Source organism: Paenibacillus harenae (assembly GCF_030812415.1).
Lineage (GTDB): Bacteria > Bacillota > Bacilli > Paenibacillales > Paenibacillaceae > Pristimantibacillus > Pristimantibacillus harenae_A.
Window position 1 is genome coordinate 25,818 of record NZ_JAUSST010000011.1, and the last position, 14,256, is coordinate 40,073.

The window sequence follows — 14,256 nt, forward strand, 5'->3', positions numbered from 1 at the left end:
AAGAAACCTTAATCCTGCTGCGGACATGACGTCCGCAGCGGATAAGGTTTCTCCAATGCTCCAACCTATTGCTATTTACTTTTCATAATGAATGATACGGGACAACTATTAACGCTGTGTTATCGGGTTGCAAAGATTATATGAATTCACTAGGGGGCGGTAGACTTATATGATTTGCCGGACTTTCTTGCCTGGAAGAGGCGTCGCATCCGTCCACAGCTCGGGTTTGGACGATGAAATGGCCGTGGCTCCGTTTTTCAAACATTCCTCCGCGTGGCTTCGCTCATATAATAACCCCCCTGTAATAATAGGGATCGAAGTGAAGGCTTTCACCTTGCCGATCATGTCGGGAATGCGGGCAGGCATCACTTCGATGATGTCGGGCTCGATCTGGCAAAGGCTCTTGGCGATATTGTCCAATCCTTCGGTATCGACGAGGAAGAAGCGTTGTATGGTCATTAAGTCCATTTTCTTCGCGGTTTTCACCACATTCGTTTTCGTCGAAATAATGCCGGTCGGTTTGATGGCCTTCGCCAAATATTCGAGACCGTAGTTGTCCGTGCTGAGGCCGCCAATCTTATCGAGATGCAGGAAGACCGGAAGTTGATGCTCCTTGAACACGTCGACATAGCCTTTCACGACACCGATGTGACCCGTTAACAGAAAGACGCCGCTTAATTGGCCGCGTAGCGATAGAGCGACTTCGATATGTCTCGGATCCTTGATCGAAGCGATCCTCCTGTGCATGGCGAGCCCTTTGAAAAAGGCGTCATGATTCATCGGGTTCTTCATATGTGCCGCCTCCTCACGTTATTTCGGCTGTACAGCGGTTAACAAAGATACAACGAGCTCGCGGTCCGCGTCTGTCCCCCGGGCGTTAGGGTTAGGGGTAAAATGCACCATATGCTGATGCAGCATAGGGGCGTTCTCCAGAACGTCAGCGTCTGTAATATCTACCGCAGAGATTCTGATCTCCTCTTCCGTGAGTTCCACGATCCGAAAGCCGTGTTGATCCAGACAGGCGGATAACTGCACGAATGTCCAATTGTTTTGCGCAACGATCGAATCCACATGCGTGTGGCCGTTGAAATAGACGCCGATCCCTTTTTTCCGGTTCAAAATGCGCCACATGTCAATGCTCGGATGGATCGAACCCTTCTCTCTCTCCGATCTTGCCGTTGTGTTATAGACGGGATGATGGCCGAAGACGAGCAGCGGCTTCGTTCCGGAAGCCTCCACCATTTCTTCCAGCCAATGCAGCTGCTCGACGTCTAGCCAGCCGCCCCAGTCTTCGAAGTCCATCTCTTTGGCCGTGTCGAGGAACACCAGCATCGCAGCCTCGGCGTCAATCGCGTGATACCGCTGCTGGCCCGTAATCTCCAGCACTTCCCTTCTCGTCTGCCAATAGAGATCATGGTTGCCCAGTACATGGATGAAATTTCTATCCTCACGCCGCAGCAGCTCGTAAACCTCCTCCAGCTCCAAAGTTGAACCGAAATTCGTAAGGTCTCCAAGCGATATATGCAACTCGGCATCCATTTCCAGAAAACGTCCCAGCAAGGTGTGATAGAAAGCGGTCCCCGCCTCCTGCAATCCCGGAATCGACTTATCGATTTCGTGATAATGCAAATCTCCCATCAGAACTAATTTCATCATTTCTCTCCTTTTGGCTTAACCAAATTTGTTTTTCCCTCCCTAATGGTATAGGCCAAGTATTGCGTGACCGTTAAATGGGGAAGTAGTTTTTGTAAAGATGCGTGCCGTCTAACCCATTTTGATCCGGACGGTAGTTTAAAATAGGCTATCCGGAACGTAATAAACTTTCTGCGTATTTTGTTTATTTACCGGGTCTGTAACTATCGTAAAATAAACGTTGCCGTTTTTTGTCTGTACTCCCTCGATTTCATGGGTTCCGACATTTGTAATATTCACAAGGGTTTTGAATGTTCCCGTGTTTGACATCATGGCAATCTGCGGTGTATCCCCTTCCGCGCCGCCTGACGTATATATTTCCGTATTATCGAGCATATCGGCACCTTGGAAAGAGCCGTTCGGTCTGACAATAGCGCTGCCCGACTGCGTAAAGCTGGCAACGCAGGCGCCTACCGCCGCCGCACTGTCCATTTGTACCTGTTCATTGCCGTCAAGAAGCTGGTTTAATTTTACCGTGTCGTAAATGGACCAAGTGACGGTTCCTTCTGCAGTTTGTATGCGGAAGACAGTATGGGTACTGTTGCCGCCGGCATCAACGCGGTATGTCTCGCCTAATCTTGTACCGGTCTTATTGGCGTAATTCATATAGGTGAACCGATGAAGATCCGTGTAATCATATGTTGCGCCCGGCGAGTATTGAAGTCTTGCTACCTGGAGCGACCAGTAATAGGATGTGGAAGAGTCCGCTTTAGAACTGAAATAGAAGTAATTAATACCATTGTAAGTATACATGTCCAGCGTTTGGCAGTGACCGGTATTGGTGATGGTCATTTCATCAACGTAAGTAGCGTCGCTTCCGTTTATGAGCAACCTTGAAAGATAGCATGTCCCCCCGGACCGCTGAGTTACATAAAGATAAGTTGAAGCGATATAAGCTTTCTGGACAGCCACGTTGTGTTTAAGTCCTTTGAGATTGTAGGCGAGCGTTGCCGAGGCGTTTACGGTTTTCCCGGGGGTTGCCGCAAATGCGGGCAAAACAGACATTCCCCAAATAAGAATGGCGAGAACAACAGTTGTGAGTATTTTTAATTGCCTTTTCATCAGGCTCGGCTTTTGAACTTGTATCATACGGATACCTCCATTAAAATGATAATTTAATTGGACTTCAGTTCATACTCTTTCGCAACAATTCTCCTTTCCTGCTTAGTGCAAGCGCCAAGTACGTAAAAAAAACCCGAACATCGTAACTCCATCTGCTAGAAGGAAGAGATACATGTTTGGGTTTTCGGCTCTACTCCACCCGGACAACCAAAATCTTCGGATAACGCTTGCGTGTTCATTATCGTGTCGGGGGCAAGCATAGTCAAGTTAAGAAATTATGTGGGGAAAATTAATTCGATGCATCCTTTACGGCTTCGCTTCGTACTAAATCGACAAAATCGTCAACGACTTTGTTGTTATTTTTGGAACCTCCTAGTTTCAGCAGGGAGCGTCCAAGGAAATTGATGCCTTCGTTCTGACCCGAATAAATAAAGGTCGTCAGATTTTCTCCTTCTTTTTTCAACGTATATCCGGCTTGAATATTGAACGCCTTCGCTAAAACAAATGCCATTTTTTTATGCTTCAGACGGTCGGTATCTTCATACTCGATTTCCGTTACGGTATACGTTTCTCTTCTTTTGCCTTCTTGATAAGTCTGAAGATAGGTGGAGCCAACAACTCCTTCTTTTAAGTCGATCGGCTTATGTTCGATGACATTGGGCATGATTCGCTGAATTTGGTCCAAGTCGAACAGTCTCCACACGGTTTCGATATTTGCCGGAATTTGTATTTCTTTGCTCCATGTAATCATTTTTCTGCCCCGTTTCCTTCATCGATGAATGAATCAATGTCCTTAATAATGGCTTCAATCTCCTCAACCTGATGACTTAACTTCCTCTTCTTCTCCTGTAATATAAGTTCCAAGTCATCCAATGAACGTTTCTCGACATAATCCTTCATTTCCTGAATCGAAAATCCGAATCTGCGCAAATGAAAAAGCAGACGTGCCATTAAATACGAATGATTGTCGTAGTACTTGTAATGATTATCGGGATCTACGTATACAGGCTCCAGAAGTTTAATCTCCGCGTAATATCTTAACGTCTCTTTGGTCAGCTCGGTCATAGTGGCAAACTCGCCTATGCGATACATCTCGGCTCCCCTTTCAGACGTTATTATAAACGATGTGGCGCACCACGCAGTCAAGCTTAATGCCGCAAGGTTAACTTATTATGCCAAATTGCGGGGATGATATAACTTATAATACTAAGTACGTCTCGTTTATACACGAAAAAGCCGTTAGAAACGCATACCAAAGGTATGTTTCTTGTTTCCAACGGCCCATTCGAAACCTAAGCGATGTATGTCCAACTAATCTCTCTTCACCGAAGCCTCATGATGGAGCACATCCGCCGGATTGCCATCAAGCGAACGGAGACTCGTCATGCTCTCGAAGACGCGATCGAATCCATCATTTCCATAGCCCTTGAATACCATCCGATCGGCAACGGACTGGATAGGAAGCAGCCAATCAGCTGGCACGCCCAATTCCTGACTGCTCTTGACGATGTTGTCCAGCCCGAGCTTGTTGACCGTCATGTTGGATATATCGGTGGCATAATCGCCTTCATCCAGTCTGCGGGCAGAATCCATACTTGTCAGCATAGGAACAATCAAGTGCTGCAGCCAATTGCTTGTATACGGCAGGAACTCCTTGGCTGAAATATTGGCCGTTCGCAGCAGCGCATGGGCGTGAAAATAGCTGTACCAGGCACCGTACATCATCGTAAGCATCGCCAGGTCATGCAGCAATGCCACACCGGGATCTTCGCTCAGATAGATCGTATTTCCGCCTAGCAGTTGCAGCACCGGCAGGTGCGTTTCGAAAAGCTCCTTACGGCCACCATAGAGAATAAGCGCCTCGGGCCTGCCGATCATCGGGGGAATCGCCATGATCGCCCCATCCAAATAATCGATGCCCCTATCTTCAGCCCATGCGCTCATGCGACGCGCTTCATCAGGCGTTCCGGTGGTCAAGTTGACGATGATTCGGCCAGCAAGATCTGTCTCTAAAGGCATAAACGTGCTTCGTACAACCTCATAAGTCGACAAGCAGACCACGATCACACTGCTAGCCGTAACTGCCTCGGCTGCCGTCTCTGCCCGAACCGCCCCGTTGCCGACAAGCCTGTCTCCCTTGCCTGCCGAACGATTCCAGACCGTCACGGGATGGCCGGCCGCAAGAAAGGCTGCCGCCAGCGCCTGTCCCATATTCCCTAACCCAACAACAGTCACGGAGCGCAAACTTTCTCCATTTTCATTAACCATATTTTTGGTCGACAATTTATCGTTCATTTCCTCTCCTCCTTGAAATCGGTTTACGTTACTCTTTCTTTCTGCGGTACGCCCGGCATATAATGTAATTAATATTTGACCGGGGAGGTCCGAAAAAATGAAAATCAGCGAATTGTCTCGTCTCACGAATGTCAGCCCGCGCGCCATTAGGCATTACGAGGAAAAAGGTCTGTTGCAGTCCAACAGACTCGACAACGACTACCGTGATTTCAGTGAATCCGCCATCGATCGGATCCATTCGATCCAACTTTACTTAAAGCTGGGATTAACGGCTGATGAAATACGAAGCCTGTTCCAGTGCGAAGTCGCATCGCCGGACGATTACGAATATTGCACGGAAATGCTGGAAATCTACGAAGGAAAGCTGCACAAGGTGAAGCGGCAGATCGAATCCATGTTGCAATTGAAGAAACTGCTGGAGCGCCAGGTCGCGCTGACGGCGGCCGGGAAAAAAGAAGATATGCGAATATCCGTCTAGACGCATCAGCTTCTCAGAATGGACTGGACCTACTGGACCTGAATGTCGATGATCCGTTCATTTATACCACTGAAAGGCCTTGGCTCAGACCGCCGTCTATGGATAGTTTGACACCTGTCGTAAAGGTGGCCTCAAAGGCAAGGAACAGCACAGCCTTGGCCACCTCCTCCGGAGAACCATGACGTTTCATTGGCGTAATCCGGTCGCCAAGCTCCTCGAAGGCGGCCCGTTCGGTTTCCGTGAAACCAGCTACCCCCATCGTACGCGTTTTGATAAATCCAGGACTGACCACATTGACGCGAACGTCTCGCGGCAACAATTCAGCGGCAAAACCTGAAGCAAGCGACCTTAATGCGGCTTTGGATGCGCCGTAAACACTCATTCCCGGAGTGCCGCCTTCATCCGCAACGGATGATGTGAATACGATCGAACCGCCTTTTCGAATCAACGGCGACAGACGCTGTACCGTGAAGAAAGCCCCCTTCGTATTAATGGCGAACGTCTTGTCATACGAGCTTTCGGTCACTGCTTCGAAAGGTTCCAGCAGCGCGATTCCTGCATTGATGTGGATAAAGTCTATCTCCCCGAATCGTTCCGCAGCGTAAGCGCCTAATGCTTCAATATCCTCCATGCGCGATACATCGGACTGAATGACATGCGCCCGTTCTCCTAATTCGCGTCTTGCTTCTTCAACGTTCTTCGGACTGCGTCCTGTCAGGATGACCTCGGCTCCTCCCGCAAGCAAAGCTTTGGCGACTGCCATTCCCATACCATGCGTGCCGCCCGTAATAACGGCCTTCTTTCCTGCATATTCTCTCATCTTTTTATTCCTCCTGCTCCGTATTTAGTTTGTTTCGTCTTTCTGAGATCAGTATAAAGTTTCACGCTTATGTGAAGGTCAATAGCTAATTTTTCAACTAGTCGAAAATTAACGAAAAAGAAAAGCCGTTTGTTTGGACAGCTTGCAATACAAAAAAAACGATCATACTCTATCGCAAAAGCAAAGCTCATGCTAAGAGTGATCGTTTTTGGGGTCTTCCTCATGTTAATAGGTTATCCAAACTGATTTATAGCTTGCACTGGTTTGCCAGTCAGACTGTTTTCAAACATGTCTATAATAAACAAGAAATGTTCTGCTTCACGAAATACATGATCGGCTAACAACGGATGAATAATGCTCTTAATTCGGCATGCTTCAATTAGTTCACGAGCGGTTCTCTTAAAGTCACGAAGCGACTTTACGGAAACCCGGTTCTGATCAAGAAATTGGTCAAGGAGCGGAGCGGTTTGCGACTGAGGGCGCATAGATTCCAAGTCCTTCGCTTGAAATAATAATTGATCGAATTCTTGACTGAAGTTATTTGCCTGTTCTACCAGCTTTCGTTCTGAAGGATCGAGCAGGTGACTAATGAATTTGGCATGGTCAGCCATAATTCTCAAGAAAAACACATTCTCGTCGATTATGGCATCAGGCAACGGTTCTAACCTGCCCAAATTCAATTCCGTTAACCGGTTTCTGAAATAATTCGCCTCCCTGCTCACATGATCCACCAATAAGGGAAAGTTGTTAGCGCCAGGAAGCTGACACCTCAAGATTAATCCAAGTACTTTTCTCTTGAAGACCCATATATAAGATACGGCCGTATGGACCTCCTCATTAAACCTTCTTATCACGTTAGGATCAGTTCCAACCGTAAATGCATTCGCCCTGTGTTCAATGGATTCAAATAAGGAATAAAAATGATTAGCTTCATTAATTAGCTGCGTATCTTCACATCGGAAACCCAGTTTTAAGAATAATGAATGCTCTTTCATTATCCGCGACCAAAACCTTATTTCATCTAATGAACGTGCTACAAAGGCGTCTGACATTAGAAAATCCTCCCTTACTATCGCTTCTAGTTCTTACCGTATGAGCGAGTGCTCGGTCATATTCTTATGTGCAGGAAAATAGACAAGCCCCAAATATCTCCATAAAAATGCAAAAAGACTGCCATTCGCATGGCAGCCCTTGCGGGTTTATTTCGTTTCTTTTTTATGATTTTGCCGAGCAGATTCGCTTTTGCCGGCATTCTCATGTGACTTCGTTGGCTTGTTAAGCTGTTTCTTGGAGGCTTGTTGTTGTTCTTTCTCTTTCTTCTGCTTTTGTTTGTCTTCTTGCAATGGCTTCACAGATTTGTTGTCTTCAACCGCTGACTTGGTGCTGACTGATCCTGCAGTTGCAGAGGAAGCATCTTGTTCTGTACTTTGCGAGCTTACCGCCGTCGTTGTTGTGGATGCTGCCGCCTGGCCAGTAAGATCAGTCTTCGATGTTGTTTCTTCTTCTTCGCTTTTCCCGCTAAGCTTCGTAAGCTTCTTCTCCAGATGAGCAAAAGACTTCGTAATATTCTTCAGCAAGGAACTCTGTGCTTTCGGATTGCTCACTTTATCCAGTGCGGCGGCCAGAGCCACGATATTATGCTGCAGCGAGTTTTTCACTTTATCCGCTTGGGCAGGCTCCACGCCTTCCTCTTCTTCATTGGTATCATCTGATCGTTGATCATCCCCATCCGCAGTCGTATCGACAACCGTCGAATCCACCGCTGGTTCTTCAACGATCGGATCCGTCGATTCTGCATTCGCATCTGTTGCGACCGGATCAATAACGGAAGCGGCTGTATCGATCGCTTTCTGTTGTTGCGAAAGAGACCGCTGGAGCGTTTCTCCAGCTATTTCCGCGTGACCTTCCTCGAGCAGCACAGCCGATTCTGCTAAGCGTTCTTGGGCAAATTGCGCGAGCAGAATAGCTTCTTCCATATTGTCTGAAGCAAATGCGAGCTGAATACGTTCATAAATCGTTTTTACGAAATAGAAGAAATCACCCGGCAGAAGCGATGGAGCTTCTTGTGCGTTTTCCGGCGAGCTTGTCGTCGCGGCATCGTCAGCAGTAATTGTCGATTGAGATCCAGCCTCATCCGCCCATGCCGAGCCCGTCCCGACTGAAAATGCGAGCATGCTTATAATCGTGCTTTTGGCTATAAAACTCTTGATATCTTTTGTTAAATGCATATGATTCATCCATCCTGTCTAGTTGATTTGCGCGCTGCAGCAGCATTGATTAACTAATTCGAAAGGAAGAATGCTTTTCAGGGGGTTCGAATAATGGTATGAACTGCAAGTAAAAGCAAAGCAGCTAACCGTCTGCGGTTATTTTATTTGGTATTATTCGCATGTGCAGGTCCACAGCACGAAGAATTCGTAACATTTGCATCTACAGGTGCACAGCACGAGGAATTCGTAACTTGCAAAGCTGTCTTTGGTCGTGAAACGCTGCAAACGCCTGTTTCGGGAAGATGGAGTTTCACTTCCCGAGCCGAGTCCCAGTCGCCTGCTAAAGCAGCTGCAACGCTTCTGACTTGCTCGTAACCCGTAGCGAGCAAAAATGTAGGTGCGCGTCCATAGCTCTTCGCCCCGACGATATAAAAATGATGCTCCGGCTGGCTAAGTTCAGCTTCGCCATGCGGCCGAACCGTGCCGCAGCTGTGAATGTTTGGATCAATGAGATCTGCCAATTTGGGAACGCATTCGATAGATGAATCAGCCTCATATCGAAGCTCTCTTATGAAAGAAAAGTTCGGCCTTGCGCCCGTTGCTGCTATGATCTCATCCACTCCTTCGATCGTTGCGCCTGTCCCTAATACATTCAACTTCTCTCCATTTCGCTCAAGACCATGGATATAAAAGGGGGTATGGACTTTTATTAACCCTTCTTTCACAAGCGCGGCAGCACGTAAACCAAGCTCCCCCCTAGCAGGCAGACCGTCAAGCTCGCCGCCTCCAAAAACGTCTGCAACGGATTGTTTTCTTAGAACCCAATGGATCGTCGTATCAGGATTTTGAAGCTTCCATTCATTAAGCAATAAAATGGCATTGATGGCTGAATGACCGCTGCCGACGACAGCTACTGTTTTGCCGTTGTAACGCTTTGCATGAGCATCCATAATGTCCGGAATGCCATAATGAATATGCGAGCTGTAGTCGTTCTCCTTCTCCGCGTAATCACCGCTGGCTCCAATTGGATTTGGCGTATTCCATGTACCGGTAGCATCGATTACGGCCGAAGCCTCCATACGATGGATAACGTTTTTGCTTTCGTAAACGACTTCAAAGGGCGCCTTTTCCCTACCGGCTGTTTTCATTTTATCGTAACCTTGTCGATGTATGGCTGCAACGCGCGCCTCGGTCCTAATGTTCGTTTTTAACTTGTCCAGTTCCGATAGCGGATGCAAATATCGGTCATATAGTTGTTTGCCGGTTGGCAATTCATCTTTAGGAGGCGCCACCCATCCAGTCTCAATAAGAAGCTCTGCTGCCGCATTATCAATATTGAATTCCCATGGCGAAAACATTCGGATATGACCCCACTCGAGTACGGAGGCTCCCACTGTTTTTCCTTGCTCCAACAACACAAATGAAATATCCCTCTTAGTTAATTGAGCGGCAGCAGCCAACGCCACCGGTCCTCCTCCGATAATAGCTACGGGTAATTGATTTTTCATTTTAACTCCTCCTCTAATTCGTTTATAGTCTAAGTGACGGTGCATGTATTCAAATAGATGCATTTATGTTTTTTATAATATTTGCGTCCTTTCGCCCATAGTTAACGTCAGTACTGGAAAGAACAATGCAAAGAGGTGCATAACAATGGAAATCCCTCAATTATGGCAGCTTTTTCATCAACCGTTGAAGAAATTTGTGATCAGTCGTACCGGGGATCCTATTGCCGCTGACGACATTGTGCAGGATACGTTTATAAAAATTCATTTAAACATTAAAAACCTAAGGAATGACGAGAAGATAAAAGCATGGGTCTATCAAATAACGCGGAACGCCATTATCGATTATTACAGGCGCGAACGATCTTTCGAAGAACTTCCGTTCGACCTTCCGGTCGCCGAAGAAGAAATCGAAATCAGTACCCAGCTGGCTTCCTGCATAAAACCGATGATCGAGCAATTACCGTTCAAATATCGAGAGGCGCTTACGATAACCGAGCTGGAAGGCTATACGCAAGTCCAGTTAAGCATGAAATTAGGCATTTCTCTTTCGGGTGCAAAATCCAGGGTTCAAAGAGGCAGGTTAAAGCTCAAGGAATTGTTGCTTGCATGTTGTCATGTCAAAACCGATCTATTGGGACATTTGCAGGATTATGAAATCAATGACCGCCTCCATGCAGAATCATGTACTCCCTCTTGCAACTGCAACTTATAAATTGCGTCTTATTTCAGCTTTTCTCCGTCTTCATGGACGTAAGAATTGTAAAGAACGCTTGCTGCGGGTAAACCTAATGATAGGGGTCTAGCCAAAACCCCTTCTTTTAAGTTGCTTAACAACGTATTTCGCATCCGAACCTACGCCACGTATGGTTGCCGAAGCAAAGGATCGTTGACCGGATAAGCCAAGATAATATAATCCAGGCACCGTGCTGCTCAAACCTCCCTTTTGAATGGGATACCCTCTTTCATCCAATGCGCCTTCTACTCCATGAAGATATGGCATAATAGGTCTAAAACCTGTAGCAAAAATGATGCTGTCTATTTGTTCTTTCGTTCCATCTGACCAAATAACACCTTCAGAATAAAACCTTTTGAACATGTTTTTCTGTTGAAGTTGACCACTCTTCAGCATTTTTTTAAATCCGCCTACATCAATGGCTCCGCCCGGGCTACCTGCATTCACGCCGAATCTCCAAAAAGGAAAGGAATCGTACCCTATGATCGTCATCCAGAAATGAACGTCTTTCCCAAGTAATCGTTGAGGAACTAATTGAACCGGTTTAAGTACGGCAAGAGTAGTAACAGCAGCCACCTCACTGATCTCAGCTCCGATCTGAACGGCCGAATTACCTCTGCCAACAACGATGACTCGTTGGTTGCGGTAGGAATCCGGATTCCGGTACTCGGAAGAATGAATCATGTTCCCCTTAAATAACTTGCTTCCTTCCAGCCCAGGAACGAATGGCCGATTAAACGAACCTGTAGCGCATATGAGGTTTTTAGCCCTGTACACCTCACCGCCCGAAGTATAAATATTGAAAAGATCATCTCCTTCCACACCCTCCACCCGAACGTTAAAGCGGATCGGAAAGCGATGGTGCTCGGCATAGCTTTTTAAATAAGTGATGACTTCATCCCTTGTTGGATATGCATCAGACTTCATCGGAAATGGCATGCCAGGCAAAGAGGAGTATCCCGCAGGAGAGAATAGTCGCAGGTTGTCGTAATATTGCGACCAAGAACCACTCGGTTCTGAATTTGCTTCCAGAATGATAAACTTTAGTCCGTTTTTCTTTAAGTGATACCCAGCAGCAAGACCTGATTGCCCGGCCCCAACAACAATTACATCATAAAGTTCGCTCATAATATCACCTTTCGTTAATTAAAATATTTGCATTTTGCAAGTATCTAATTAAAAAATATGGAGTAAGTTCATTACCCCATCGCCGTACAGCACATTTTCGATTTTTGCATGCTTGCGTTTAGTAACTGAAGAGATCGAATGACCGTTTCCTTTTCAAACTCATTCATAAATGAAAAAACTTCGTCTAAGTAATCGTTCATCATTTTTTCAATTGAGCCTGCAACAAACTTCCCTTCTGTTGTCAATGATAACAGATATACTCTACCATCTTCAGGCGAAGCTGTTTTCTTCACCAGCTTACTCTTTATTAGGGATTGAATTTGTCGGCTAAAGGTCGTAATATCCACGCCAAGCGTCTCGGCGACCTTTTGCATGGAAGGCATGCTCTGACGGCCAATTTCGTAAAGGATATGACTGTGAATGAGAGATATATCCTGACCGCTGATTTGACAACAGTTCTTGTTTAACAAACCAAACTGTCTAGCAAGGACTTGCAGCAGGTCGCGCGTGTTATTCATTTTCTTCCCTCCCCTGTATTATTTATAAATCATATATTTGCAATTTACAAGTGTTTATTTTTATATGCGTTAACACTTATATAACACTTTACTTATATAATCAGCTATGTATAATAAACATTGATCCATTAAAAGGAGTGATTGCGTGAATCAACCTATAGACACGATCGCCGAGACGCTGAAGCTAGTGTCTGACAAGACCCGTCTTACTATTCTAGCTCTGCTTAAAGAACGAGAAATGTGCGTATGCGATATCGTTACCATTCTTGAAACAACGCAACCTAATGTAAGCCAGCATTTGAGAAAATTAAAAGTTGGCGATTTGGTTAATGAGACAAGACGCGCTCAATGGATTTATTATTCTTTAAATACGGATGACAAACCTTATCTTCATGGCATATTAGAAGTACTGCCATCCATGAAGCATGAACTGCAAAAATTGAGTCCCGATTGCTGCAGTTAAAGTTCGTGCATACGAGTTAAGTTTGATTCGCAACCATTTTAGGAGGAATTATGTTAGTTACCGCGTCCATTATTTTTCTGATTACCTTGATATTCGTCATTTGGCAGCCTAAAGGTTTGAATATTGGTTACTCGGCTGTTGGCGGCGCGATATTGGCCTTACTCTTTGGCGTCGTTGATTTTAATGACGTGTGGGATGTTACCGGTATTGTCTGGAACGCAACATTAGCATTTGTCGCTGTCATTCTGATCTCACTCATCCTAGACGAGATTGGTTTCTTCGAATGGTCTGCACTTCATATGGCACGCTATGCAAAGGGTAACGGATATCTGATGTTCACCTTTGTCGTATTGCTAGGGGCTGCTGTCGCTGCGTTGTTCGCGAATGACGGTGCCGCACTTATTCTCACCCCAATTGTTCTAGCCATGGTCAGAGCTTTGAAATTCGATGATCGTATGATCCTGCCGTTTATTATGGCAAGCGGATTTATATCGGATACGGCTTCGTTGCCGCTCGTAGTTAGCAACTTGGTCAATATTGTATCATCCGATTTCTTTGGCATTGGATTTGCCGAGTATGCAAGCCGGATGATTATCCCGAATTTCTTCTCGGTTGGAGCTAGTCTGCTGGTTTTATTCCTGTTATTCAGGAGAAGCATTCCGAAAAGCTATGATCTTAACCAATTGAAACAACCACGCGATGCAATAAAAGATACCCGGATGTTTAAATTATCTTGGATTGTTTTGGCAGTTCTCTTAATTGCTTACCTGGCAAGCGAATTCGTCCACATACCTGTATCCATCGTTGCAGGCATTGCCGCTATCGTCTTTATATTAGCAGCTCGCAGAAGTCCCGCTATCCATACCGGGGCTGTCATCAAGGGAGCGCCTTGGTCGGTTGTCGTCTTTTCCATCGGCATGTATGTCGTCGTTTATGGACTTCGGAATGTGGGTATCACGGATGAGCTTGGCAAAGTGTTTCAATGGACGGCCGAGCAAGGATTATTTATGGCAACGGTCGGTACGGGATTCATCGCAGCTATCCTATCATCCATTATGAACAACATGCCTACGGTCATGATTGATGCCTTGGCTATCCAGGGAACGGACACGAATGGCGTATTACGCGAGGCTTTGATTTATGCAAATGTGATTGGTTCCGACTTGGGTCCTAAAATTACGCCGATTGGATCACTTGCCACCTTGCTATGGCTGCATGTTCTGTCCAAAAAAGGCGTTAAAATTACATGGGGCTATTACTTTAAAATCGGAATCGTACTAACGGTTCCCGTTCTGTTTATCACGTTAGCAGGCCTGTACCTATGGCTTAGCATCATCCACTAATTGAAT

16 protein-coding genes are annotated in these 14,256 nt (G+C 46.0%); 4 read left to right on the forward strand and 12 right to left on the reverse strand.

The window, feature by feature from the left end; genetic code table 11:
- Positions 1-165: 165 nt before the first annotated feature.
- The 6 genes from J2T14_RS29060 to J2T14_RS29085 all read right to left on the reverse strand — a co-directional run bounded on the left by J2T14_RS29060 (position 166) and on the right by J2T14_RS29085 (position 5,049).
- Positions 166-792 (reverse strand): glycerol-3-phosphate responsive antiterminator, encoded by a 627-nt coding sequence (locus J2T14_RS29060; protein ID WP_307476593.1) that lies wholly within the window; start codon positions 790-792, stop codon positions 166-168.
- A gap of 18 nt (positions 793-810) precedes the next feature.
- A complete protein-coding gene (locus J2T14_RS29065; RefSeq protein WP_307476595.1) occupies positions 811-1,656 on the reverse strand; it encodes a metallophosphoesterase family protein in 846 nt (281 codons plus the stop codon).
- A 135-nt stretch (positions 1,657-1,791) separates the two neighbouring features.
- Positions 1,792-2,781 (reverse strand): helveticin J family class III bacteriocin, encoded by a 990-nt coding sequence (locus J2T14_RS29070; RefSeq protein WP_307476597.1) that lies wholly within the window; start codon positions 2,779-2,781, stop codon positions 1,792-1,794.
- Between the two features lie 262 nt (positions 2,782-3,043).
- On the reverse strand, positions 3,044-3,505 hold the full coding sequence (locus J2T14_RS29075; RefSeq protein ID WP_307208211.1) for an SRPBCC family protein: 462 nt from the start codon (positions 3,503-3,505) through the stop codon (positions 3,044-3,046).
- Complete coding sequence (locus J2T14_RS29080; protein ID WP_307476599.1) at positions 3,502-3,846, reverse strand: MerR family transcriptional regulator; 345 nt, start codon at positions 3,844-3,846, stop codon at positions 3,502-3,504. The genes J2T14_RS29075 and J2T14_RS29080 overlap by 4 nt, the downstream gene beginning before the upstream one ends.
- Positions 3,847-4,065: 219 nt before the next feature.
- Complete coding sequence (locus J2T14_RS29085) at positions 4,066-5,049, reverse strand: NAD(P)-dependent oxidoreductase (protein WP_307476601.1); 984 nt, start codon at positions 5,047-5,049, stop codon at positions 4,066-4,068.
- Between the two features lie 97 nt (positions 5,050-5,146).
- Between J2T14_RS29085 and J2T14_RS29090 the strand changes: the two genes are divergently transcribed.
- Entirely contained in the window at positions 5,147-5,527 is a 381-nt protein-coding gene (locus J2T14_RS29090; protein ID WP_307476604.1) for a MerR family transcriptional regulator, read from the forward strand.
- Positions 5,528-5,588: 61 nt separating this feature from the next.
- Here J2T14_RS29090 and J2T14_RS29095 read toward each other — a convergent pair whose 3' ends face one another.
- From J2T14_RS29095 to J2T14_RS29110, 4 genes are all read right to left on the reverse strand, one after another.
- Positions 5,589-6,347 (reverse strand): SDR family oxidoreductase, encoded by a 759-nt coding sequence (locus J2T14_RS29095; protein WP_307476605.1) that lies wholly within the window; start codon positions 6,345-6,347, stop codon positions 5,589-5,591.
- A 233-nt stretch (positions 6,348-6,580) separates the two neighbouring features.
- Positions 6,581-7,399 carry a DUF2935 domain-containing protein gene (locus J2T14_RS29100; RefSeq protein ID WP_307208205.1) on the reverse strand — a complete coding sequence of 273 codons (819 nt, stop codon included), beginning with the start codon at positions 7,397-7,399 and terminating at the stop codon, positions 6,581-6,583.
- 147 nt (positions 7,400-7,546) lie between these two features.
- Positions 7,547-8,575, reverse strand: a complete 1,029-nt coding sequence (locus tag J2T14_RS29105; RefSeq protein WP_307476607.1) for a DUF5667 domain-containing protein — start codon at positions 8,573-8,575, stop codon at positions 7,547-7,549.
- A gap of 143 nt (positions 8,576-8,718) precedes the next feature.
- Positions 8,719-10,065, reverse strand: a complete 1,347-nt coding sequence (locus J2T14_RS29110; RefSeq protein WP_307476609.1) for an NAD(P)-binding domain-containing protein — start codon at positions 10,063-10,065, stop codon at positions 8,719-8,721.
- A 145-nt stretch (positions 10,066-10,210) separates the two neighbouring features.
- Here J2T14_RS29110 and sigZ point away from each other — a divergent pair, with 145 nt between their 5' ends.
- A complete protein-coding gene (sigZ, locus tag J2T14_RS29115; protein ID WP_307476611.1) occupies positions 10,211-10,777 on the forward strand; it encodes an RNA polymerase sigma factor SigZ in 567 nt (188 codons plus the stop codon).
- 87 nt (positions 10,778-10,864) lie between these two features.
- Here the strand turns inward: sigZ and J2T14_RS29120 are convergent, their stop codons facing one another.
- Both J2T14_RS29120 and J2T14_RS29125 read right to left on the reverse strand, forming a co-directional pair.
- Positions 10,865-11,926, reverse strand: a complete 1,062-nt coding sequence (locus J2T14_RS29120; RefSeq protein WP_307476613.1) for a flavin-containing monooxygenase — start codon at positions 11,924-11,926, stop codon at positions 10,865-10,867.
- Between the two features lie 71 nt (positions 11,927-11,997).
- The gene (locus J2T14_RS29125; RefSeq protein WP_307476615.1) at positions 11,998-12,444 is read right to left on the reverse strand and encodes a MarR family winged helix-turn-helix transcriptional regulator; all 447 of its coding nucleotides are present in this window, start codon (positions 12,442-12,444) and stop codon (positions 11,998-12,000) included.
- A gap of 145 nt (positions 12,445-12,589) precedes the next feature.
- On the opposite strand from J2T14_RS29125, the gene J2T14_RS29130 reads away from it, so the two are divergent.
- Both J2T14_RS29130 and J2T14_RS29135 read left to right on the forward strand, forming a co-directional pair.
- Positions 12,590-12,907, forward strand: a complete 318-nt coding sequence (locus tag J2T14_RS29130; RefSeq protein ID WP_307208196.1) for an ArsR/SmtB family transcription factor — start codon at positions 12,590-12,592, stop codon at positions 12,905-12,907.
- A gap of 50 nt (positions 12,908-12,957) precedes the next feature.
- Positions 12,958-14,250, forward strand: a complete 1,293-nt coding sequence (locus tag J2T14_RS29135) for an arsenic transporter (protein ID WP_307476617.1) — start codon at positions 12,958-12,960, stop codon at positions 14,248-14,250.
- Positions 14,251-14,256: the final 6 nt, after the last annotated feature.

Coding starts and splice junctions, on each gene's coding strand:
- J2T14_RS29060 (WP_307476593.1), bottom strand. CDS start 792: ATGAAGAACCCGATGAATCATGACGCCTTTTTCAAAGGGCTCGCCATG.
- J2T14_RS29065 (WP_307476595.1), bottom strand. CDS start 1,656: ATGATGAAATTAGTTCTGATGGGAGATTTGCATTATCACGAAATCGAT.
- J2T14_RS29070 (WP_307476597.1), bottom strand. CDS start 2,781: ATGATACAAGTTCAAAAGCCGAGCCTGATGAAAAGGCAATTAAAAATA.
- J2T14_RS29075 (WP_307208211.1), bottom strand. CDS start 3,505: ATGATTACATGGAGCAAAGAAATACAAATTCCGGCAAATATCGAAACC.
- J2T14_RS29080 (WP_307476599.1), bottom strand. CDS start 3,846: ATGTATCGCATAGGCGAGTTTGCCACTATGACCGAGCTGACCAAAGAG.
- J2T14_RS29085 (WP_307476601.1), bottom strand. CDS start 5,049: ATGAACGATAAATTGTCGACCAAAAATATGGTTAATGAAAATGGAGAA.
- J2T14_RS29090 (WP_307476604.1), top strand. CDS start 5,147: ATGAAAATCAGCGAATTGTCTCGTCTCACGAATGTCAGCCCGCGCGCC.
- J2T14_RS29095 (WP_307476605.1), bottom strand. CDS start 6,347: ATGAGAGAATATGCAGGAAAGAAGGCCGTTATTACGGGCGGCACGCAT.
- J2T14_RS29100 (WP_307208205.1), bottom strand. CDS start 7,399: ATGTCAGACGCCTTTGTAGCACGTTCATTAGATGAAATAAGGTTTTGG.
- J2T14_RS29105 (WP_307476607.1), bottom strand. CDS start 8,575: ATGCATTTAACAAAAGATATCAAGAGTTTTATAGCCAAAAGCACGATT.
- J2T14_RS29110 (WP_307476609.1), bottom strand. CDS start 10,065: ATGAAAAATCAATTACCCGTAGCTATTATCGGAGGAGGACCGGTGGCG.
- sigZ (WP_307476611.1), top strand. CDS start 10,211: ATGGAAATCCCTCAATTATGGCAGCTTTTTCATCAACCGTTGAAGAAA.
- J2T14_RS29120 (WP_307476613.1), bottom strand. CDS start 11,926: ATGAGCGAACTTTATGATGTAATTGTTGTTGGGGCCGGGCAATCAGGT.
- J2T14_RS29125 (WP_307476615.1), bottom strand. CDS start 12,444: ATGAATAACACGCGCGACCTGCTGCAAGTCCTTGCTAGACAGTTTGGT.
- J2T14_RS29135 (WP_307476617.1), top strand. CDS start 12,958: ATGTTAGTTACCGCGTCCATTATTTTTCTGATTACCTTGATATTCGTC.